At 62.7% G+C, this 20,189-nt stretch carries 21 protein-coding genes; 10 read left to right on the top strand and 11 right to left on the bottom strand.

Annotated features, from left to right (window positions below):
• The first annotated feature begins 37 nt into the window (after positions 1 to 37).
• A complete protein-coding gene (locus PCS43_RS13700; protein ID WP_209911127.1) occupies positions 38 to 1,723 on the top strand; it encodes a purine-cytosine permease family protein in 1,686 nt (561 codons plus the stop codon).
• 55 nt (positions 1,724 to 1,778) lie between these two features.
• On the opposite strand, the gene PCS43_RS13695 is transcribed toward PCS43_RS13700, so the two are convergent.
• Positions 1,779 to 3,170, bottom strand: coding sequence for an MFS transporter (locus tag PCS43_RS13695; RefSeq protein WP_020968263.1), 1,392 nt, complete (start codon positions 3,168 to 3,170; stop codon positions 1,779 to 1,781).
• Positions 3,171 to 3,343: 173 nt separating this feature from the next.
• Here PCS43_RS13695 and nhaA point away from each other — a divergent pair, with 173 nt between their 5' ends.
• Genes nhaA through PCS43_RS13680 form a run of 3 tightly spaced genes read left to right on the top strand, consistent with a single transcriptional unit; the run spans position 3,344 to position 6,138 of the window.
• Positions 3,344 to 4,678, top strand: a complete 1,335-nt coding sequence (gene nhaA / locus PCS43_RS13690; RefSeq protein ID WP_007732414.1) for a Na+/H+ antiporter NhaA — start codon at positions 3,344 to 3,346, stop codon at positions 4,676 to 4,678.
• Positions 4,675 to 5,187 carry a phage holin family protein gene (locus PCS43_RS13685; RefSeq protein ID WP_209911124.1) on the top strand — a complete coding sequence of 171 codons (513 nt, stop codon included), beginning with the start codon at positions 4,675 to 4,677 and terminating at the stop codon, positions 5,185 to 5,187. The genes nhaA and PCS43_RS13685 overlap by 4 nt, the downstream gene beginning before the upstream one ends.
• A gap of 15 nt (positions 5,188 to 5,202) precedes the next feature.
• Positions 5,203 to 6,138: an alpha/beta fold hydrolase gene (locus tag PCS43_RS13680; RefSeq protein WP_019746624.1), complete on the top strand. Its 936-nt coding sequence runs from the start codon at positions 5,203 to 5,205 to the stop codon at positions 6,136 to 6,138.
• Between the two features lie 3 nt (positions 6,139 to 6,141).
• On the opposite strand, the gene PCS43_RS13675 is transcribed toward PCS43_RS13680, so the two are convergent.
• The 4 genes from PCS43_RS13675 to nth are packed head-to-tail and all read right to left on the bottom strand — an operon-like array spanning position 6,142 to position 9,490.
• A complete protein-coding gene (locus tag PCS43_RS13675) occupies positions 6,142 to 7,332 on the bottom strand; it encodes a MarP family serine protease (protein WP_209911121.1) in 1,191 nt (396 codons plus the stop codon).
• A complete protein-coding gene (locus tag PCS43_RS13670; protein WP_007732411.1) occupies positions 7,329 to 8,048 on the bottom strand; it encodes an NUDIX hydrolase in 720 nt (239 codons plus the stop codon). The genes PCS43_RS13675 and PCS43_RS13670 overlap by 4 nt, the downstream gene beginning before the upstream one ends.
• Positions 8,045 to 8,698: a TlpA family protein disulfide reductase gene (locus tag PCS43_RS13665; RefSeq protein ID WP_209911118.1), complete on the bottom strand. Its 654-nt coding sequence runs from the start codon at positions 8,696 to 8,698 to the stop codon at positions 8,045 to 8,047. Before PCS43_RS13665 ends, PCS43_RS13670 begins: the two co-directional genes overlap by 4 nt.
• A 6-nt stretch (positions 8,699 to 8,704) precedes the next feature.
• Complete coding sequence (gene nth, locus PCS43_RS13660) at positions 8,705 to 9,490, bottom strand: endonuclease III (protein WP_003943471.1); 786 nt, start codon at positions 9,488 to 9,490, stop codon at positions 8,705 to 8,707.
• Between the two features lie 80 nt (positions 9,491 to 9,570).
• Here nth and PCS43_RS13655 point away from each other — a divergent pair, with 80 nt between their 5' ends.
• The 6 genes from PCS43_RS13655 (at position 9,571) to PCS43_RS13630 (ending at position 14,304) form a co-directional block, all read left to right on the top strand.
• On the top strand, positions 9,571 to 9,843 hold the full coding sequence (locus tag PCS43_RS13655) for a hypothetical protein (protein WP_209911115.1): 273 nt from the start codon (positions 9,571 to 9,573) through the stop codon (positions 9,841 to 9,843).
• A 255-nt stretch (positions 9,844 to 10,098) separates the two neighbouring features.
• The gene (locus tag PCS43_RS13650) at positions 10,099 to 10,773 is read left to right on the top strand and encodes a Crp/Fnr family transcriptional regulator (protein WP_003943506.1); all 675 of its coding nucleotides are present in this window, start codon (positions 10,099 to 10,101) and stop codon (positions 10,771 to 10,773) included.
• Between the two features lie 129 nt (positions 10,774 to 10,902).
• Positions 10,903 to 11,373, top strand: a complete 471-nt coding sequence (locus tag PCS43_RS13645; RefSeq protein WP_003943523.1) for a nuclear transport factor 2 family protein — start codon at positions 10,903 to 10,905, stop codon at positions 11,371 to 11,373.
• Positions 11,374 to 11,388: 15 nt separating this feature from the next.
• Positions 11,389 to 11,949, top strand: coding sequence for a TetR/AcrR family transcriptional regulator (locus PCS43_RS13640; protein ID WP_209911111.1), 561 nt, complete (start codon positions 11,389 to 11,391; stop codon positions 11,947 to 11,949).
• 85 nt (positions 11,950 to 12,034) lie between these two features.
• Positions 12,035 to 13,327: a carboxylesterase family protein gene (locus PCS43_RS13635; RefSeq protein ID WP_209911108.1), complete on the top strand. Its 1,293-nt coding sequence runs from the start codon at positions 12,035 to 12,037 to the stop codon at positions 13,325 to 13,327.
• Positions 13,328 to 13,377: 50 nt separating this feature from the next.
• Positions 13,378 to 14,304 carry a LysR substrate-binding domain-containing protein gene (locus PCS43_RS13630; RefSeq protein ID WP_003943516.1) on the top strand — a complete coding sequence of 309 codons (927 nt, stop codon included), beginning with the start codon at positions 13,378 to 13,380 and terminating at the stop codon, positions 14,302 to 14,304.
• A gap of 58 nt (positions 14,305 to 14,362) precedes the next feature.
• Here PCS43_RS13630 and PCS43_RS13625 read toward each other — a convergent pair whose 3' ends face one another.
• The 6 genes from PCS43_RS13625 to PCS43_RS13600 form a co-directional block, all read right to left on the bottom strand.
• A complete protein-coding gene (locus PCS43_RS13625) occupies positions 14,363 to 15,721 on the bottom strand; it encodes an MFS transporter (RefSeq protein WP_042446679.1) in 1,359 nt (452 codons plus the stop codon).
• Between the two features lie 184 nt (positions 15,722 to 15,905).
• Entirely contained in the window at positions 15,906 to 16,901 is a 996-nt protein-coding gene (locus tag PCS43_RS13620) for an amidohydrolase family protein (RefSeq protein WP_270923058.1), read from the bottom strand.
• Between the two features lie 3 nt (positions 16,902 to 16,904).
• Positions 16,905 to 17,426, bottom strand: coding sequence for a 3-hydroxyanthranilate 3,4-dioxygenase (locus tag PCS43_RS13615; RefSeq protein ID WP_003943511.1), 522 nt, complete (start codon positions 17,424 to 17,426; stop codon positions 16,905 to 16,907).
• The gene (locus PCS43_RS13610) at positions 17,423 to 17,875 is read right to left on the bottom strand and encodes a RidA family protein (protein WP_007732394.1); all 453 of its coding nucleotides are present in this window, start codon (positions 17,873 to 17,875) and stop codon (positions 17,423 to 17,425) included. Before PCS43_RS13610 ends, PCS43_RS13615 begins: the two co-directional genes overlap by 4 nt.
• Positions 17,872 to 18,645, bottom strand: a complete 774-nt coding sequence (locus PCS43_RS13605; protein WP_003943526.1) for a 2-keto-4-pentenoate hydratase — start codon at positions 18,643 to 18,645, stop codon at positions 17,872 to 17,874. The genes PCS43_RS13610 and PCS43_RS13605 overlap by 4 nt, the downstream gene beginning before the upstream one ends.
• 42 nt (positions 18,646 to 18,687) lie before the next feature.
• Positions 18,688 to 20,163 (bottom strand): 2-hydroxymuconic semialdehyde dehydrogenase, encoded by a 1,476-nt coding sequence (locus PCS43_RS13600; protein ID WP_020905966.1) that lies wholly within the window; start codon positions 20,161 to 20,163, stop codon positions 18,688 to 18,690.
• Positions 20,164 to 20,189: the final 26 nt, after the last annotated feature.

The following is a 20,189-nucleotide window of genomic DNA, read 5'->3' as shown; positions in this document are numbered from 1 at the left end:
AAGTGCACATGCACAGGCACCCAGGGGAAGTGACGTCATGACAGCAGTGAACGAGCAGGTGTCCGCCGGCGCACCGGACAGGGCAGATCTCGGTGAGAACGCCGCACTGAAGGAGACTCTGGAGGACTACACCCTCCGATTTGCGCCACGCAGCTACCGCAAATGGGGAACCGGCGTCGTCGCGACCTCCGCGCTCGGCGGAATCGCGTATCTCGCAGACTTCTCGATCGGCGCCAACATCGGCATCTCGTACGGCACCGGTAACGCACTTCTGGGCATCGCCGTGTTTGCCGTCGTCATCATGGCGACCGGCTTCCCACTCGCCTACTATGCCGCGCGATACAATATCGACCTCGATTTGATCACTCGCGGAAGCGGTTTCGGCTACTACGGCTCGGTGGTCACCAACGTCATCTTCGCGACGTTCACCTTCATCTTCTTCGCGCTCGAAGGTTCCATCATGGCCCAGGGTTTGAAACTGGGGCTCGGGATCCCACTCTCGATCGGCTACGCGGTCTCGACCCTGATGGTCATTCCACTGGTCATCTACGGAATGAAGGCTCTGGCAAAGCTCCAAGTGTGGACGACGCCTCTGTGGCTCGTCATGATGGTGCTGCCGTTCCTGTATCTGCTGTTCAAGCACCCTGATTCGGTGAGCGCGTTCTTCGCCTTCGGCGGTGAGGACGGCGCAAACGGCAAGGGCGTCAACTTCGGATCGGTGATGCTGGCTGCGGGTGTCTGCTTGTCGCTGATCGCACAGATCGCCGAGCAGATCGACTACCTACGCTTCATGCCGCCCAAGACGCCGGAAAACACCCGCCGTTGGTGGGCTGCAGTAATTCTCGCCGGCCCCGGCTGGGTGATCTTCGGCGCATTCAAGCAGATCGTCGGACTGTTCCTCGCCGTGTACATCATCGCGAACGTCGTCGACGGATCCTCGATCGCCAACCAGCCCGTGCACCAGTTCCTCGAGATCTACCAGGACATGATGCCTCACTGGCTGGCCATGACGCTGGCCGTGATCCTCGTGGTCATCAGCCAGGTCAAGATCAACGTCACCAACGCGTACTCCGGCTCACTGGCCTGGACCAACTCGTACACCCGCGTCACCAAGACCTACCCCGGACGCATGGTCTTCGTTCTGGTCAACCTGGCGATCGCACTGATCTTGATGGAAGCCAACATGTTCGACTTCCTCAACACGATCCTGGGCTTCTACGCCAACTGCGGTATCGCCTGGGTCGTGGTCGTCGCCTCGGACATCGCGATCAACAAGTACTGGTTGAAGCTCTCCCCGAAAGTCCCCGAGTTCCGACGCGGGATGCTCTACGACGTCAACCCCGTCGGCTTCGTGTCGATGCTGCTGGCCGCGGGCATTTCGATCCTGGTGTTCTTCGGTGCTTTCGGTTCGGCGATCAAGCCGTTCTCCCCGATCGTCGCAATCGTCATCGCACTGGTGATGCCGCCGATCCTGGCCGTCGCCACCAAGGGAAAGTACTACCTACGACGCACCGACGACGGCATCGATCTGCCGATGTTCGACGAGTACGGGAACCCCTCCGGTGAAACGCTTCTGTGCTGCGTCAGCGGAATCGAATTCGAGCGTCCCGACATGCTCGCGTCGAACGTGCCCGGCCCGAACGGCGAGAAGCAGTACATCAGCTCCCTGGCCTTGAGCACCGACAAGACCGGTGAGCATGTCCTGCCTGCTCAGCTTCCCTGACAACTGCTGTGCGCCTTTATTAACCGCCGGGGGTTAATAAAGGCGCACAGCAGGGTTATGCCCCTACATCGTCGAGCGACTCACCCTTCGTCTCACGCATGACCAGCAGCGCGACAAAAGTCAGCGTCGCCGCTACGAGAAGATAGATGCCGACCCAACCGACGCCGTAGTTCTTCGCGAGGTAGACGGCGATGAACGGCGCCACCGCTGCGCCCAGAATACTGGCCGTGTTGTACGCGATTCCCGAGCCCGTGTAGCGGACGTTGGTCGGGAAGAGTTCCGGGAGAACGGCACTCATCGGTCCGAAGGTCAGGCCCATGAGCAGCATGCCCACGATGAGGAACGCCAACATACGACCGTCGTTCATTCCGTCCGGTTCGAGGAACACGCCGAAGGTCAAGCCGAACACCATGATCAGGCCGGTGATGATCAGCAGTGTGATACGACGCCCGTAGCGGTCGGCGAGCCAACCCGAGACCGGCACGGCAGCAGCGAAGAAAACGACTGCGATGAGCTGCAGGACAAGGAAATCGGTGTACTTGAAGCCTGCGCCGGTTCCGCCGTCGGCCGCCGTCTTGCCGGTTCCGTGGCTGAGAACCCAGGTGGTCATGATGTAGAAGAGCGTGTACGTCGCGAGCATCACGAACGTACCGATGATCAGCTGACGCCAACTGGTCTTGAACACCTCGGCCACCGGGGTCTTGACCTTCTCGCCGCGCTCGACTGCACGCGCGAACACCGGGGTTTCCTCGAGCTTGAGCCGGACGTACAGGCCGATCATCACCATGATTGCGCTGAGCAGGAACGGAATTCGCCATCCCCAACTCAGGAAGGCACCCTCGAGGTCCGGGCTGGAATTGTCGTGGTTCATGAACAGCGTGATGATCAGGAACAGTCCGTTGGCCATGAAGAAGCCGATGGGCGCACCGAGTTGCGGCCACATCGCCGCCCAGGCCCGCTTGCCTTCCTTGGCTGTCTCGGTCGCGAGCAGCGCCGCACCCGACCATTCGCCGCCGAGCCCGAGACCCTGGCAGAAACGCATGAGCGCCAACAACGCCGGGGCCAGCAGTCCGATCTGGTGATAGGTCGGCAGTAGTCCGATGAGGAAGGTCGCTATGCCCATCGTCAGCAACGAGCCGACCAGAGTTGCCTTGCGTCCGACGCGGTCACCGAAGTGCCCGAAGAGAATCGAACCGAGGGGACGGGCGACGAACGCGAGTCCGAACGTCGCCAACGACGCGAGAAGCGCGGTGGTGTCGTTGCCCTTCGGGAAGAACAGGTGCGGGAACACCGATACTGCCGCTGTTGCATAGATGTAGAAGTCGTAGAACTCGATGGACGTACCCACCATGCTGGCGACCACGATTCGGCTGCGCGGCACTCCGGCGACGGTATCTGCGTCGCCGCCCTCCGGCTTGGGTGGATTCTCACTGACTGACGTGCTCAAAACATGCTCCTGCGCCGTTATACGAAAGATGTCCAATTGGTGGGATAGTGTCCCAATCAGTAGGAATTGAACACCCGCGGGGTTTTCCGACGCAAATTCGGTTCGCGAATTCGGCTCAGCGGGCAATCCGCGATAAAATTCCGTAAAGGTGAGCCGGGAAGTCTGGTCGGCACGTGCATTCGATGCGTCACAACGTCGATCACGTTCATGTCTGTTGCATCCGAATTCGGTTGCACGAACAAAGGTCGTCCCCACGCGTGATCTCCACCCTGCGTTCCGAACTGTCCCGCTATCTCCGCACCGAAACGGTGGGCGGATCGATCCTCCTGATCGCTGCCGCCCTCGCTCTGATCTGGGTGAACTCTCCTTTCGGTGAGAGCTACATCGCACTACGTGACTTCCAGATCGGTCCGTCCGCACTCCATCTCGACCTCAGCTTGGGCACGTGGGCGCAGGACGGACTGCTTGCCGTCTTCTTCTTCGTTGCCGGCCTCGAACTCAAACGTGAACTGGTGGTCGGCGAACTCGCGGACCGCAAAGCCGCGATGCTCCCGATCATCGCGGCGTGCGGCGGCGTCCTGGTCCCCGCGATCATCGCGGCGTCCATCGGTTTCGGCACGCCCGGCATGGACAAGGGCTGGGCCATTCCCGTCGCGACGGACATCGCTTTTGCCCTCGGCGTGCTCGCGCTGACCGGCTCGAAGATCCCGGCGAGCGCCCGAGTTTTCCTGCTCAGCCTGGCCGTCGTCGACGATCTGCTCGCGATCATCCTCATCGCCGTACTGTTCACCGGTTCCCTCGCGATGTTGTGGCTGCTGACCGCGGCCGCAGCCCTGGCTGCCTACGCCTACGCCCAACACAAACGCATCACGACGCCGTTCCTCTACGTCCCGCTGGCACTACTGACCTGGTACGCGATGCACGAAGCGGGGATACACGCCACACTCGCGGGCGTCGCGCTCGGCTTACTCACCCGGGTGAGGCGCGATCCGGACGAGGAGTACGCGCCCGGTAGCCGTCTCGAGCACCGCATTCAGCCCTACTCTGCAGGCTTCTGTGTCCCCGTCTTCGCACTGTTCGCCTCCGGTGTTCCGATCAACGCGGCGGTACTCGGCGACATTTTCACCGACCCAGTCGGGCAATCGGTCGTCGTCGGTCTTCTGGTCGGCAAAACCGTCGGAATCTTCGGAATTTCCCTGCTCGCGATCAAATTGGGGATAGCAACCAAACCCAAGACACTGGAATTGAGAGACATGTTTGCCCTCTCAGTTCTCGGTGGCATCGGGTTCACCGTTAGCCTGCTTGTAGCAGACCTCGCATTGGACGGGGTCGGCGATGGTAGCGAGGCCGAGATAGCGAAGGCCGCAGTTCTCGTGACATCGTTGGTGGCATCGCTGATCGGATCAGCGCTGCTGTGGCGACGTGGACGAGTTCATGCGGCTCGAGACGACGCTTCCACCGCCATTGCCACGGACGCGAGAGAACTACCTGGAGAGGTCGACAAGTGAGCTTGACCAACGGAGAGAGCCAGCGCTTCACCGGAGATGGAGTACCGAACACGGTCTCTTCCATCCCTCTCACCGATGTGGACGCCCGCACGCCGGGCGAGGCCACCATCGGGGCCCTCGTCAAGGACGCGACCGCACAGGTCTCCACCCTCGTGCGCGCCGAGGTCGAACTTGCCAAGGCCGAGGTGACGGGCGAGGTCAAGAAGGGTCTGCAGGGCAGCGTCTTCTTCATCCTGGCCTTCACGGTTCTGCTGTTCAGCTCGTTCTTCTTCTTTTTCTTCCTGGCCGAGATGCTCGACACCTGGGTGCCGCGCTGGCTGGCGTTCCTCATCGTCTTCCTGATCATGGTGGTGACCACCGCGATTCTGGCGCTGCTCGGTTATCTGCGCGTGCGCAAGCTGAGGGCTCCGGAGAAGACGATCGAATCGCTCAAGCAGGCCAAGAACGTCATCCCCGGCAGCAGCCATGACGACGCAAAGCCGTCGGTCGATTTCAACGCGCGCCGGTAGCGAGTCTGATCGAAAGTGGCAGCCCCAGATCCATCCACCGTCAGGTTCGACGGCCCCTGGATTCACCGGGACATTCACGCCAACGGCATCCGGTTTCACGTCGTCGAGGTAGGCGACGCGGAGCCGGATGCTCCGTTGGTGGTCCTGTTGCACGGATTCGCCGATTTCTGGTGGTCCTGGCGCCATCAGTTGACGGCACTGTCCGAGCAGGGATTCCGCGTCGTCGCCATGGATCTTCGTGGGTACGGCGATTCCGACAAGCCCCCTCGCGGCTACGACGGTTGGACGCTCGCCGGTGACGTAGCCGGCCTCATTCGTGCGATGGGTTACGGCAAGGCCACGCTGATCGGTCATGCCGACGGCGGGTTGGTGTGCTGGGCGACCGCGCTCCTGCATCCACGCCTGGTGCGGTCGATCGCGTTGATCTCGTCGCCACACCCGATGGCACTCAAGAAAGCAGTCGTGCGCGACCCATATCAGCGCCGCGCGCTTTTGCCCTCGTTCCTGGCCTATCAGGTACCGCTACGCCCGGAACGTCGGTTGACGGCCGACAACGGCGCCGAGGTGGAGCGTCTGGTTCGCTCGCGGTCCGGCCCCACCTGGCCGCAGCAACCCGAGTTCGCGGACGTGATGACCAAGATGCGGGCCGCGATCCGGATCCCGGGCGTCGCGCATTCCACGCTGGAGTACCAGCGCTGGGCCTTCCGCAGCCAGCTCCGGCCCGAGGGTCGTCGTTTCATGCGTTTGATGGATCAGGTTCTTCGCATTCCGATCGTCCAGATTCACGGCGAACTCGACCCGTACGTGCTCACCCGTACCGTGCGACGCGACAAGCACTGGGCTCCCGGCGAAAAACTGCGCACCATTGCCGGAGTTGGTCACTACGCGCATCAGGAAGCCCCCGAGCGCGTCAACCGCGAACTCGAGGACTTCCTCCTTACGGAGAAGTGACCGCTACAGAATGCAGGCGCCTGTCGGCACCGGCGTCGACGCCGAGGCAGCCGCGTTCAACTGGCGCGATACTTCCTGGGCGGTGAGGACGAATCCGGTGTCGCTGTCGTCGACGGCAGCACCGAACACGACGCCGAGGACGCGCCCCTGATCGTCGACCATCGGCCCACCAGAGTTGCCCTGCCGGATGGATCCGCGGACGGTGTAGACCTCACGTTGAGTGGTTCCGGCCTTGTAGATGTCCGGTCCGTTCAGGTTCAGGACCTCACGAACGCGGGCTGCGCTGGCCGTGTACGGACCGCCGCCGGGGTAACCGAGCACCAACGCGTTGTCGCCGGTCCGAGCCTGCTCCGGAGCAAACGGCAGCACCGGTGCGTCCAGTCCGGGAACCGCCAGAATCGCGATGTCGACGGCGGAGTCGAAGAGAACCACCTGCGCGGGCAGCGCGCCCTCCATGGTGTCCACCGTGATGCTCTCGGTTCCGGCAACCACGTGGGCGTTGGTCATGACGCGTTCGGGGGCGACGATGAATCCGGATCCCTCGAGCGCGCGCTGGCAACTCGGTGCGACGCCGTTGATGCGTAGAACACTCGGACGCAACTGCGCCGCCAACGGACTGGCCAGAACGCTCGCGTCGGGTGCTTCGACCTCGGTGATGGGCGTACGCCCGAACGGGCCGATGACGTCCGGCAGACCGGAGGTGTCGAGCAACGCCGAAAACTCCGTCGGGATGCGGCGCAGCCACTGCGGCGCCAGTTCGTCCACGCTGGCGAGAACATCCGAACCACGAACAGCGGCGGCAATATTCGGCTGCGACGAAGAAGTGAGCGGAATCGCGAGCAACCACGCCGCGACCACGACGGCCACCGCCTGTAGACCCGCACCGATGACGCTGTCGACGGATCGCGCCGTCGGACTGTGCATTCCGCTGCGCGCCGCGCGTCCGAGCACCATGCCGGCGACTTCGCCGATGATGACCAACACCACGATCAGCGAGATGCCCGCGAGGATGCGCAGCTTGCCTTCGGTGACGTGCACGAGCAGGTGCGGCGCCAACAGAATCCCGGCGACGGCGCCGAGGATCACGCCGACGAACGCCAGCGCCGACGCCACCGCGCCCTGACGCCATCCGGACGTGGCCGCGATGAGGGCGACCAGAACGATGGCGATGTCCACCCAACGAGAACCTGTCATCGCGGCACCGCCGAATCCTCGACACCTTCACCGAACTCGGACAGCGCTGTGTCCAGGTCTCTCACGTCCTCGTAGTTCCACGGAATCTCCCAGCCCGACACCGTGAACAGCGCCGCGAGGATTCCTGCTGTGAACCCCCAGACCAGCATGCCGTCGGCGCGGAACGCCGGGCCCTGGTATCCGAGGGGATGGCGAACCTGAAACCGGTTGTCGGGGTCGAGCAACGTGCGCAGCGGCACCCTGGCCACCCGTCCGACCTCGCCCTCGTCCTGAATGCCCACCGTCGTCGGCTGCTCCCAGTAGCCGAGCACCGGCGTCACGTCGAAACCCGACGGCGGGATGAAGATCTCCGGCAGCACGGTGAGCGGCTGAACTCCGCTCGGATCGAGCCCGGTCTCTTCCTGAGCTTCACGCAGCGCGGTGCCGACGGGGCCGTCGTCGCCCGGATCGGCGGCACCGCCCGGGAATGCGACCTGTCCGCTGTGCTGACGCATCGTCGACGCCCGTTGGGTCAGCAGGACGTCTGCGCCCTCCGGCAAGCCGCCGACGGCGAGAGGGTCTGCCTCACGCGGTCCGCCGAAGAGCACGAGCACCGCGGCCGGACGCGTCACGGTGCCGCGCGGCGCGCGACGCTCGAGGACTGGGTTGATCCGATGGGGATCGGTGGGCTGGGTGCTGGCGACAGCGCGCAACCACTCGGGAACCGGTGTGCTCATACGACGACTCCCAGATATTGCGCCGCAGCGGCGGCGATCTCGTCCGCACTGCGGAAGGGTTGGGGCAAGACCTTGGCGACTGTTCCATCCGCGCGCACGAGCACCGACACCGGCAGCACCGGCGGTGCGCCCACTGCGATCCGTACCTTGCCGTCACTGTCCTGGACGCCGGGCAAACGCACCGAGTAGTCGATGAGTCGCGTCAAAGCGTTCTCCTGATTCGGATCCGAATGCACGGTCAGCACGTTGATGCTGCCGTCGGCGCGCTCCGCGAATTCCTGAAGGTACGGAAGCTCTTCGGCGCATGGCGCGCACCAGTACGCCCACAGATTGAGCAGAGTCGGCTTTCCGCTCACCGCTGCGGCAAGGTCGACGGGCGCTCCGTCGGAGACGCAGTCGAGGGTGATTCCGGCGAGAGCCGAGCCGGCAGGCGCTTCGCCGGTCGGAGTCGGGCAGGAGGCCAGAGCCGCCTGGCTACGGAGTTGATCGAGCGATTCCGACGACGGAGTGAACGTCGGCGGCTGATACGCGGACGAGGACGGGCCCGTCGAGGTGGGCGTCGTGTCGTCTCCTCCGCGCGGCCAGATCGCCACGACGAGAGCCGCGACGACCACGAGCGCAGCGAGAGACCATCTTCCGGCACTTGTCATCGGCGATCACAACCCTGCCAGGGCGAGCAGATGATCGGTCTCGGGGCCTTTCACCAGGGCCGCGGCCTCGGTTTTGTCGGTCGGGCCGAGCCCGTACGACGGGCAGTCCTTGGCCAGAACACACACACCGCATGCGGGCTTGCGCGCGTGGCAGACCCGTCGGCCGTGAAAGATCACGCGATGCGAGAGCAGAGTCCATTCCTTACGTTCGATCAGTGCCCCGACGGCGTGTTCCACCTTGACGGCATCTTCTTCCTCGGTCCACTTCCACCGACGCACGAGCCGACCGAAGTGGGTGTCGACGGTGATTCCCGGAATGTCGAAGGCATTGCCCAGCACGACGTTCGCGGTCTTGCGTCCGATGCCTGGGAGTTTCACCAGATCTTCGAGCTTGTTCGGGACCTGCCCGTCGTGGCGTTCGAGTAGCGCCTGACCGAGTCCGATCAGCGACGTCGTCTTGTTCCGGTAGAAGCCGGTGGAGCGGATGTACTCCTCGAGTTCGGTCCGATCGGCTTCCGCGTATGCCTTTGCGTCGGGATAACGGGCGAAGAGTGCCGGCGTGACCATGTTGACGCGGACGTCGGTGCATTGCGCCGACAGGATTGTCGCCACTGCCAGTTCCAACGGAGTCGTGAAGTCGAGTTCGCAGTACACGTGTGGGAAAGCCACAGCGAGCTCACGATTCATCCGACGCGCCCGGCGTACCAATCCGAGGTGTGATTCTTCCTTCCGCGCACCCCCCGAACGCGGTTTCTTCCGCTGCTCTGAACTGCCTGTCGGGGTGGTCTGCACTCAGACAACTGTACGGATACGACATGAGTGGAGACTCCGTCGTGTCGATTCTGAGACCTTCGACGTGTTTACTTCCCCCTATGCAAGGACTCGCAGTAATTCTCTTTCCGCTACTGCTTATGCTCTTTGCCCTGGCGATGGAACGAGTCGAAGGGCGATTGCGTCGGCTCTCGGTCCAAGAGCATGAAGTAGAAGACTTCCTCGACCAGGCAAGTCACGACGACGTCGCCCGCCTGGCAAGCGATGGGTTTCCCCAAGCGTTCGCCCGCTTCCACCGGAAGCGTAAGGGCCGTCAGTCGGAGGCTCCCGAGAGCGCCAGCCTGGGCGAAATCCGGACACAACGGGCAAGTTGACGGCCATACAAAGTAGTCACCGCAGCGGATTCCGGAAGAATTTTCGGCTCTTACGTGGCATCAATCACTCGTCGCGAGCTAACGGGACGTAGACTTCGATGCCGTACCTGTTGCATTGAACACAGATTGCATTGGACACAGTGTCTCACTCATGAGGGCTGAGCCTGTGTACGACGGTTTGTGCGCAGCGAGGGTACAAAGATAGATAGCGCAAAAATGACACCACAAACGAACAAATCCCAACAAGGAGCGCACGTGGACGACGTCCTGGCAAGAGCCGGCATCTTCCAAGGAGTCGAGCCCTCAGCGGTAGCGGCGCTGACAAAGCAGCTGCAGCCCGTCGACTTCCCCCGTGGACATGTCATCTTCAACGAAGGTGAACCCGGTGACCGCCTGTACATCATCGTGTCCGGCAAGGTGAAGATCGGTCGACGCTCACCCGACGGTCGCGAGAACCTGCTGACGATCATGGGCCCGTCCGACATGTTCGGCGAACTGTCCATCTTCGACCCCGGCCCCCGCACCTCGACGGCTACGACCGTCACCGAGGTTCGCGCCGTGAGCATGGACCGCGACGCTCTCAAGGCATGGATCCAGCAGCGCCCCGAGATCGCCGAGCAGCTTCTGCGCGTTCTCGCCCGCCGTCTGCGTCGTACCAACAACACCCTGGCCGACCTGATCTTCACGGACGTTCCCGGCCGTGTCGCCAAGGCGCTCCTGCAGCTCGCGCAGCGCTTCGGCACTCAGGAAGGTGGCGCCCTGCGCGTCACTCACGACCTCACGCAGGAAGAGATCGCCCAGCTCGTCGGCGCTTCCCGCGAGACCGTCAACAAGGCGCTCGCTGATTTCGCACACCGCGGATGGCTTCGCCTCGAAGGCAAGAGCGTCCTGATCTCGGATTCCGAGCGCCTCGCTCGTCGCGCGCGCTAGCTCTTCCTGTTCGACTCTTTCGGCCGCTCCCGCTTCGGTGGGGGCGGCCGAAGTCGTTCACTGGACTCTTGCTGTACCTATCGGTAAAGTCTGTACCGATAGGTACATATCTGATCGAGAGGCCCCGCAATGACCGTCCGAGCACCGATTCCGCCCTTCACTCACGAAACTGCCGTCCAAAAGGTCCGCCTCGCCGAGGACGGATGGAACTCACGCGATCCGCACAAGGTGTCGCTGGCCTACACGCCGGACAGTTGGTGGCGTAATCGGTCGACGTTCGTCACCGGCCGATCCGAGATCGTCGAACTTCTGACCGAGAAGTGGACCCGCGAACTGGACTACCGGTTGATCAAAGAGTTGTGGGCACACAGCGACGACCGCATCGCAGTGCGATTCGCGTACGAGTGGCACGATCACGACGGGCAGTGGTTCCGCTCCTACGGCAACGAGAACTGGGAATTCGACGCCGACGGACTCATGCACCACCGTCATGCCAGCATCAACGACGTTTCCATCGAGGAGTCCGAGCGAAAGTTCTTCTGGGATCCGACCGGACCACGCCCGCACGATCATCCGGGCCTGAGCGAGTTGGGTCTGTGATGAAAGGATGAATCCATGGCCAGACAGGTAGCTGAACGCTCGGACACGATTCCCGCTCTCGCGAACGTGTTTCGAACCTACGGGTTCGACGGAGCAAGCCTGGCCGTCATCACCGAACACACCGGTTTGGGCAAAGGCAGTCTCTACAACTTCTTTCCGCGCGGGAAGGAAGAGATGGCCGAGGCCGTACTCGACGAGGTCGACGGATGGTTTCGCAGCGAGGTCTTCGAACCTCTTCGAGCAGAATCGGTTCCACCGAGGCAGCGCGTCCAGAGCATGTTCGCTACCGCGGGCGACTACTTTCGGTCAGGGCAACGCATTTGCCTGTTCGGCGCATTTGCACTCGGTGAAGAGCGAAACCGCTTCGGCGCCAGGGTCCGAACATACTTCGACGAATGGACAGCGGCTCTCGAGGCGGCACTCGTCGGTGCCGAAGATTCCATCGGACTCGCCGAAGAAGCCGTGGCCGGGATCCAAGGGGCGATCGTGATGTCCCGGGCACTGGACGACGGTTCCGTATACAGCCGAGTGACGACGCGACTCGAAGATCGACTGGTACAGGCACTCACGCCGTAACGCATACCGCACGACCACAAAGGCATTTGTGCCGCGGCATCCACCTGGCATGCTCGAAAAAGCATGCACAAGAAGAAAGGAACCCATGCCCTCGTTCGAGACGGTGATCGCATCCACCCCTTCGGGGAAGGTCCGCGGCCGAAAGCGTGACGGTTCCTACTACTTCGGTGCGATCCCCTACGCCAGCGCACCGCGCTTCGAGAAGCCTCGACCGGTGGAACCGTTCTCCGACGTCTTCGACGCCACAGCGCTTGGAACGGTCTTCCCCCAACCACCTTCACGACTCGAACGCATCATGGGGCCACCGCTCCCCGAACCGGAGCACAGCGAGGACAGCTTCACCGTCACCGTCACAACCCCGTCGCTGACCGGTCATCGCCCGGTGATGGTGTGGCTTCACGGTGGCGGGTACTCCAGTGGCGGCGGCTCACTCCCCTGGTACGACGGCGGCGCTTTGTCAGCCGAGGGCGACGTCGTCGTGGTGTCGGTCAACTATCGCGTCGGCGTGCTCGGATACCTCCTCCTCGACGGCGTCAGCCAAGGCAATCTCGGGGTACACGATCAGATCGCGGCGCTCGAGTGGGTGCGCGAGAACATCGAGGCATTCGGCGGCGACCCAGACTCGGTCACCGTATTCGGGCAGTCGGCCGGCGCCCATTCCATTGTGAATCTGTTGAGCAGTAACAACTCTCGAACCCTGTTCCATCGAGCAATTCTGCAGAGCACCCCACGGCCGGACCTCAACTTCACGCAGGCTGCCGCGATCGAGAACGGGGAGACGTTTGCCCGACTGCTCGACGGAGATCCTCGGACCGCGCCGCTCTCCCACATTCTCGACGCATTCCGCGGCACGGCTGTCGAGTTCAGCCGGCGGTCCCCCAATGTCGTGCAACCGCCCTTCGCGCCGATCTCCGAACTGGAACCGGTGATCCGAACTTTCGAAACAGCGCCTGACGTCATCGTGGGATACACCCGAGAGGAGGGATCTGCTTTCGTGCGCGACGTAGCGGGAGTACCCGATCCCGAACACGTCGCCGAAAAGGCACTGACACAGAACATGTTTGCCGAACCGGCAATGGAGCTGGCCGAGACCTTCACAGCGGCCGGCGCGTCGGTGTACACGTACCGCTTCGACTGGGCACCGACGGACGACGTCTTCGGAGCAACTCACTGCATAGAACTACCCTTCGTGTTGGGAACCGAGCAGTCCTGGCAGGGCTCACCGATGCTGGGCAGCAGCGACTGGCAGAGCATCGACGCACTGGGCCGTCGGATACGCCGGCACTGGACGTCGTTTGCGCACACGGGAAGTCCGGACAGCAGCGAAACCTGGGAGAAGTACACCTCGTCCCAATCGATCGGAATCACCTTCTCCTGAGCAACTTCGGGCGCCTACCCACCCGGAGAAATCCCGTCTAGGATTGCTCCATGGACATGCCCAAGCTCCTCGACGGGCGACTCAAACTCCGCCATCTCCTGCTCGTCGACGCATTGAGCCGTCAGGGCAGTGTGGTCGGCGCCGCTGCCGCACTTCACATCACGCAACCTGTCGCGACTCGGAGTCTGCACGACATCGAGTCCATTCTCGGCGTCTCGCTCTTCGACCGCGGCCCTCGCGGCATCACCCCGACCATTTTCGGCGAGGCCTTCACAACTCATGCACGGGCCGTGATCGCGCAGCTGACCGAAGCCGGGCGACACGTCGTCGAACTTGCCGACGCCAATCGCGGAACCGTCATCGTGGGAACACATCTCGCCGGATCCAACGTGCTGCTTCCCGGCGCTATCGCGCGCCTGAAGGTTCACCACCCGTTGCTCACCGTCGTCGTGCGCGAAGGTACGCCAGAGCAGTTGCTCACCGATCTGGAAGCGGGCCGAATCGACCTGATCGTCGGCCGGCTCACCTCACCTACCGATGACACCGCGACAAGACGGAACCTCTACGCCGAATCCGTCGAACTCGTCACCCGCGTAGATCACCCGCTCGCTCACCGCGAGGACGTCCAACTCGAAGAACTACGCGGCTTCCCCTGGATCCTTCCCGGGGTCGAGACAGTGCTCCGCCGCGAACTCGAGGAGTTCTTCGCCCGCAACGGCTTGCCGTTGCCCGAAAATCGGGTCGAGGCAACCTCTTTCCTCACCGTGCGTCAGCTACTGGTCGAGACCGACATGATCGCGGTACTACCGAGCCTCATCCCCCGCGACGACGCGCGCTTGACCACCCTGTCCATCACGCTCGATCCGATCGGGCACAGCGTCGGCATCACCTCGTCGGCGACTCGCACGTCGAGTCCGTCCGCGCAGGCCCTGATCGCGACGCTGGAGTCCTTTGCAACTGAGCTCATGCGACCGTGAAACGCCGATCGGCCCGTTCCCTCCAGAGGGAACGGGCCGATGTCGGATCGACCAGGACTCAGGCGTTTTCGGAGACGCGAATCTCCTCGTGCTCCAAGCCCCGCGACGAATCGGGGACAATCTTGAACAGGGCGATGGCGCCGACCAGGCTGATCGTGCACACCCCGGCGAGATACCAGGTCACACCGACCGAAGATCCGGTGGCGTCGAGCAGAGCCGTGGCGATCATCGGTGCCAGTCCACCGCCGAGAATCGCACCGCTCTGGAGGATCAGAGACGAGCCGGAATAGCGGACCTTGGCCGGGAAAGTGTCGGCGATGATGCTGCCCTGGACACAATGTGTGACCGGAACGATCAGGCCCATGCCCAGGAACGCGATGACGGCGACCATTTTGTTCTCGGTGTTGAGGAGCGGGAAGAACACGATGCACCACAACAGGATTGCAGCTGATCCGCCGATGAACATGTGCCGACGCCCGTACTTGTCGGCGATCTTTGTCCAGAACGGGATGGAAAGGAACCACAGGACTGCTGCCGCGGTCACGCTGAGCACCAGGAATTGCTTGTCGTAACCCAGATGTTGCGTTCCGTACGACAGGGTGAACACCATGAAGGCGTACGCCACGGCGGAGTTCGCCAAGCACGCGGCAAGCGTGAGAGACAAACGGGGGAAGCCGACCTTGAGCGACTCACGCAGCGGGAAGCGGACTATTTCGCCCTTCTCCATGATCCCGGCGAATGACGGCGACTCGGTGACGCGCAGGCGAATCACCAGACCGATCGCCACCAGAACGAAGCTGAGCAGGAACGGGATTCGCCAACCCCACGAAGCGAATGCCGAGTCCGACATCACGGCGTTGGTCGTCAGGAAGATGCCGTTGGCGAGAACCAGTCCGGCGGGTGTGCCCATCTGAGGGAAACCTGCATAGAGATTCTTCTGCCCCGCCGGCGCGTGCTCCATCGACATGAGTGTCGCGCCGGCGCCTTCACCGCCCAGACCGATGCCCTGAACGACGCGCATTGCCACCAGGAGGACGGGCGCCCAGAAACCGATGGAGTCGTAGTTCGGGATGAGGCCGATGAGTGTGGACCCGATGCCCATCATCACCAATGAGACCACGAGCGTGGCCTTGCGCCCGATCCGGTCACCGAAGTGCCCGAACACGAGTCCACCCACCGGCCGTGCAATGAACCCGACGGCGAAGGTGCTGAAGGCAGCCAGCGTGCCGGCCGTGGGGCTCAGGCTCGGGAAGAATTGTTTGTTGAAGATCAACGCGGCGGCTGTGCCGTAGAGGAAGAAGTCGTACCATTCGAGAGTTGTGCCGGCCAGGGTTGCCATGGCAACTCGGCTACGGGCCGCTTTCTCCGGCAACGGCTTTCCGTCGCTCGTAGTGCTGTTGGATATCTTGTCTGACATCGCGGAACCTATCGATTGGATGGGGCAGGCGGACGATGAAGTCTGTAGTCACCGACCCCGTCTTCGGGATTGTCGGTATCACGAGCGTCGTCGATCGTTGTGTTTGGAATTGTGCTCGCTCGAGACATGACTCACAAATGCCGAATTCACCGTCCGCCATACCGGAAAAGGTATAGCCGGGGCCTCAGACGAGACCCAGGAAGCGTTCGGCATTCCCCCGCGAAATCAGTTGGCGCGCAGTATCGTCCAAGGACTCACTCTTGCGAACCACCTCACCGACCGGACGCTCCCCCAAGGGGTACGGGTAATCACTACCCACCATCACACGGTCCACCCCCACCGTGTCCACCAACAGTCGCAGCGCACGCTCGTCGAAGACGACGGAATCCACGTAGAACCTTCCCAGGTAGTGCGAAGGCGGGAACTGCGACGTACCGATGATGTCGTTGCGGCCGTGCCAGGCGTTTTCCATCCGTCCCAACCAGAACGCGAAAGATCCACCACCGTGCGCAAATCCGATCTTGAGACGATCGTCGATCTTGTCGAACACCCCACCGAGAATCAGTGCGAGTATCGACAGGTGCGTTTCGGCCGGCATCGCAGTGAGCCACTGCGCCATCCAGCGATCGAGGCGCGGAGAGTTGGCCATGTCCCACGGGTGCACGAATACCGGCACGTCCAGCGACGCGCAGTACTGCAGGAACGTCACCACGCCCTCGCTGTCGAGGTCCAGATCGCCGACATGATTGCCGATCTCGACACCGCGGTGCCCGTTCGCGATGCACCGCTCCAACTCACGGCACGCTGCGTCGGTGTCTTGCAGAGGCACCTGGCAGAACGGAATCAACCGATCCTTCGCCGGCTCCACGATCTCGAGTGCGAGGTCGTTGAAGATCCGTGCAATGCGACTTGCCTGCTCACCGCTCCGGCCGTAGTTGAAGAACGCCGGAGTAGGTGAGACGACCTGCGTCTGCACGCCGTCGGCATCCATGTCCCGAAGCCGCACCTCGGCGTCCCAGGCATCGGATTGGATGCGACGGAACTCCTTGGTGCCCATCATGATCATTGCTTCGGTTTCCGACTCGACCTTCAGCCACGGCGCTTGCGGCCCCGCGTCTTCGGTCAGATCCGGCCACCCGTTGGGCACGTAGTGGGTGTGGATGTCGATCAGGTTGCTCATAGCTCAGCCCTTGCCGGGATGGAGCGTGCCGCACTTGTCACACGTGCGGGCTTCTTCGCTCTCGTAGAACTTGACGAACACCGGCGGAAGGTCGGCCACGATGTCGCGCACCTGAAGTTCGACCTCGTGAATCTTGTGATCACATTCGAGGCAGTACCACTGGAACTTCTCGAGCGTGCCTTCCTTGCGGACGCGTTCGATGACCAGGCCGATCGAGCCCGCGGTGGGACGCTGCGGCGAATGCGGAATGTCTCCTGGCAGCAACCAAGTTTCACCCTCGCGAATGTCGACGCGCTGAGGACCGTCTTCGGTCATGACATTGACGTGGATGTCGCCTTCGAGCTGGTAGAACCACTCCTCGTACGGATCGAGGTGGTAGTCGGTCCGCTGGTTGGGGCCGCCGACGACCTGCACGATGAAATCGTCTCCGAGCGCCATCGTCTGATTGTTGACGGGCGGCTGCAGGAGGTGGCGGTTGTCGTCGATCCACTTCTTGAAGTCGATGACGGGAGGAATCGTGGTCATGATGCATTCTCCGTATCTTCGGACGCCGAGCGTCGGGAGGCGGGCACGTACGCCACGCCGGAAATTTCGATGAGCAGGTGAGGGTGGGGCAGCTGGTGAACAGCCACAGTCGTTCTCGTCGGACCGTTTTCGTCGAACAGTTCGGCGTACACCTCGTTGTATCCGCCGAAGTCGTTCATCGACACCAGGTAGGAGGTGACCTGAACCAGATCACTCAGTTCTCCGCCCACTTCGGCGAGAATCGCCGTGATGTTCTCGATGACGGCACGCGTCTGCGCCCGAATGTCGAGCGCCGTGGTCCCCATCTCGTCGACCTCGACGCCGACAAACGTGTTGTCGGGTCGACGCGAACTGGTCCCGGAGACATAGACGAAATCGCCGACCACCTTGACGTGGGGGAACTTTCCGCGCGGCTTCGCCAGCTTCTCGATGACCTGCGCCCCACTCATCGCTTCACACCTTTCACCGTGACGGTTCCGAGTCCGTCGATCGTGCACTGTGCGACGCCCTCGTCGAGTCGCACAGCTGCTGTGGCGGCACCGGCCAGAATTACCTGCCCGGCGCGCAACGGGATTCGGCGTCGACGAGCGATGTCGAGCAGTGCATGCAGAGCTCGCACCGGATCGCCGAGAATGGCCGACGTGGAACCGACTACCGTCTCGCCGCCGACTTCCATACGTACGGAACGGTCTTCGACGTTCTGTAGCGGCAGCCACCTCCCGATCACGTACCCGGCAGCGCTGGTGTTGTCAGCGACGACGTCGGTGTAGGTGAAGCGGAAGTCGCGGTACCGCGAGTCGATGATCTCCATTGCGGGAGCCAGTGCGTCGACGCAGGTTTCGATGTCGACGTTCGGATCGTCGAGATCGACGTCCTTCGACAAGCGGTATGCCACTTCGGGTTCGATCTTGGGATGAATGAACGTCCTCAGGTCGACTTCGCCGCCGTTGCTCACGCACATCGCGTCGGTCAACTGACCGACGATCACTTCGGAGACACCCATCTGCGCCATCTTCGCTTTGCTCGTGAAGCCGAGCTTGATGCCCACAATCGATTCACCACGGCTGGTGCGCCGTTCGAGGAGTTCGTTCTGGATCCGGTAGGCCTGGTCGATGTCGATGGTGTGTTCGTCGGCGAGGCTCGGCGTGTCGGTGCGCGTCTGCGCAGCGTCGTCGAGGCGACGCGCGAGCGCGGATACGGTGTCTTCGGGGGCTGTCATCACGCCTCGCTCATTTCTGGAAAACTTTTGCGGTTTCGATGTTCACAGTTGCACACATACATTCGTCGGTTCGGTGTAGAAGTGCAGCGAGGACTCGCCGCCCTCACGTCCGATGCCGGACAGGCCCATACCGCCGAAGGGAGATCGCAGTTCGCGGGTGAACCACGTGTTGACCCAGGAGATTCCGACGTTCATCTTCTGCGCGACGCGGTGTCCGCGGCGCAGGTCGTTGGTCCACACGGAGGCAGCGAGGCCGTACTCGGTGTCGTTTGCCAGGGCGATCGCCTCGGCTTCGGTCTCGAACGGAATGAGTGCTGCGACGGGTCCGAAGATCTCCTCGCGCACGACGCGATCCTTGTTGGTCAAGCCTGTCCACAGGGTGGGTTCGATCCAGGATCCGCCCGACAGTTCCTGTCCGAGGTCCGGAATACCGCCGCCGGTCAGCACTTTCGCGCCTTCCTGCTCGGCGATCTCGAAGTAGTCGAGAACCTTCTTCCGATGCGCCTGCGAAATGAGCGGTCCGGTCGTCGTTGCATCGAGCGTCGGGTCGCCCAGACGCAATCCTGCTGCCCGCTCGACGAGTCCACCGGCGATGTCGTCGAAAATACTGCGGTGCACGTACACCCGCTCGGTGCACAGGCAGACCTGGCCGGTATTGGTGAACACCGATTTGGTCAGGCCCGTCAGAGCTTCGTCGATGTCGACGTCGTCGAAGACGATCGCGGCGTTCTTGCCGCCGAGTTCGAACGAGACCGGACGGACTCGCGGCGCAACGGTTTTCATGACATGCGAACCGGTTGCCGAAGAACCGGTGAAGGTGACACCGTCGATGCCGGGGTGCGTGGTGAGGAACTCGCCGGCGGAGTTCGCACCGAACCCGTGGACGACGTTGTAGACGCCGGCAGGCAGGCCGACCTCTTCGAGCACCTCGGCCAGCAACGACGCAGTCGCCGGGGTTTCCTCGGAGGGCTTGACCACCACGGAGTTTCCGCACGCGAGCGCGGGCGCAACCTTCCAGGTCAGGAGAAGCAGCGGCAGGTTCCACGGAACGATCACGGCGACGACGCCGAGCGGCTTGCGGATCGCGTAGTTCAGCGCCTGCTTGCCGCCCGCGAGGTCCGTGACAAACGATTCCTGTCCCGCCGCGGCGACGATGTCGGCGAAGGTGCGGAAGTTCGTCAGGGCGCGCGCGACGTCGAGTTCGCGTGCCTGCGTGATCGGCTTGCCGGTGTCCGCCATCTCTGCGGCGACGAACTCTTCGAATCGCTCCTCGATCCGGTCGGCAGCGCGTCGCAGCAGAGCCGTCCGCTCTCGAACCGGCGTATCGGCCCAACCGTTGTCCAGAGCACGTCTGGCAGAGGTCACGGCCCGATCGACCAGGGCCTTGTCGGCCTCGTGGACCCGGGCGAGAACACGGCCCGTTGCTGGGTCGACCTGATCGAAGCTCGACGACTCGTCGGGTTCGACATAGGAGCCGTCCACGTAATTGCGGATCCATCCGTCGCATTGTGAGGTCATGGACTAACTATTGGCCCGTGACCCAT

Source organism: Rhodococcus sp. C-2, from assembly GCF_027854095.1.
Lineage (GTDB): Bacteria > Actinomycetota > Actinomycetes > Mycobacteriales > Mycobacteriaceae > Rhodococcus_F > Rhodococcus_F qingshengii.
This window is presented reverse-complemented; position numbering and strand designations above follow the sequence as displayed.

What these genes read in the sequence shown, in the direction of transcription:
- PCS43_RS13600 (WP_020905966.1), bottom strand. Translation starts at nt 20,163, where the DNA reads ATGACCTCACAATGCGACGGATGGATCCGCAATTACGTGGACGGCTCC.
- PCS43_RS13625 (WP_042446679.1), bottom strand. Translation starts at nt 15,721, where the DNA reads ATGTCAGACAAGATATCCAACAGCACTACGAGCGACGGAAAGCCGTTG.
- PCS43_RS13665 (WP_209911118.1), bottom strand. Translation starts at nt 8,698, where the DNA reads ATGACAAGTGCCGGAAGATGGTCTCTCGCTGCGCTCGTGGTCGTCGCG.
- PCS43_RS13700 (WP_209911127.1), top strand. Translation starts at nt 38, where the DNA reads ATGACAGCAGTGAACGAGCAGGTGTCCGCCGGCGCACCGGACAGGGCA.
- PCS43_RS13620 (WP_270923058.1), bottom strand. Translation starts at nt 16,901, where the DNA reads ATGAGCAACCTGATCGACATCCACACCCACTACGTGCCCAACGGGTGG.
- PCS43_RS13655 (WP_209911115.1), top strand. Translation starts at nt 9,571, where the DNA reads ATGCAAGGACTCGCAGTAATTCTCTTTCCGCTACTGCTTATGCTCTTT.
- PCS43_RS13605 (WP_003943526.1), bottom strand. Translation starts at nt 18,645, where the DNA reads ATGACAGCCCCCGAAGACACCGTATCCGCGCTCGCGCGTCGCCTCGAC.
- PCS43_RS13645 (WP_003943523.1), top strand. Translation starts at nt 10,903, where the DNA reads ATGACCGTCCGAGCACCGATTCCGCCCTTCACTCACGAAACTGCCGTC.
- PCS43_RS13630 (WP_003943516.1), top strand. Translation starts at nt 13,378, where the DNA reads ATGGACATGCCCAAGCTCCTCGACGGGCGACTCAAACTCCGCCATCTC.
- PCS43_RS13610 (WP_007732394.1), bottom strand. Translation starts at nt 17,875, where the DNA reads ATGAGTGGGGCGCAGGTCATCGAGAAGCTGGCGAAGCCGCGCGGAAAG.
- PCS43_RS13615 (WP_003943511.1), bottom strand. Translation starts at nt 17,426, where the DNA reads ATGACCACGATTCCTCCCGTCATCGACTTCAAGAAGTGGATCGACGAC.
- PCS43_RS13675 (WP_209911121.1), bottom strand. Translation starts at nt 7,332, where the DNA reads ATGACAGGTTCTCGTTGGGTGGACATCGCCATCGTTCTGGTCGCCCTC.
- PCS43_RS13640 (WP_209911111.1), top strand. Translation starts at nt 11,389, where the DNA reads ATGGCCAGACAGGTAGCTGAACGCTCGGACACGATTCCCGCTCTCGCG.
- PCS43_RS13635 (WP_209911108.1), top strand. Translation starts at nt 12,035, where the DNA reads ATGCCCTCGTTCGAGACGGTGATCGCATCCACCCCTTCGGGGAAGGTC.
- PCS43_RS13670 (WP_007732411.1), bottom strand. Translation starts at nt 8,048, where the DNA reads ATGAGCACACCGGTTCCCGAGTGGTTGCGCGCTGTCGCCAGCACCCAG.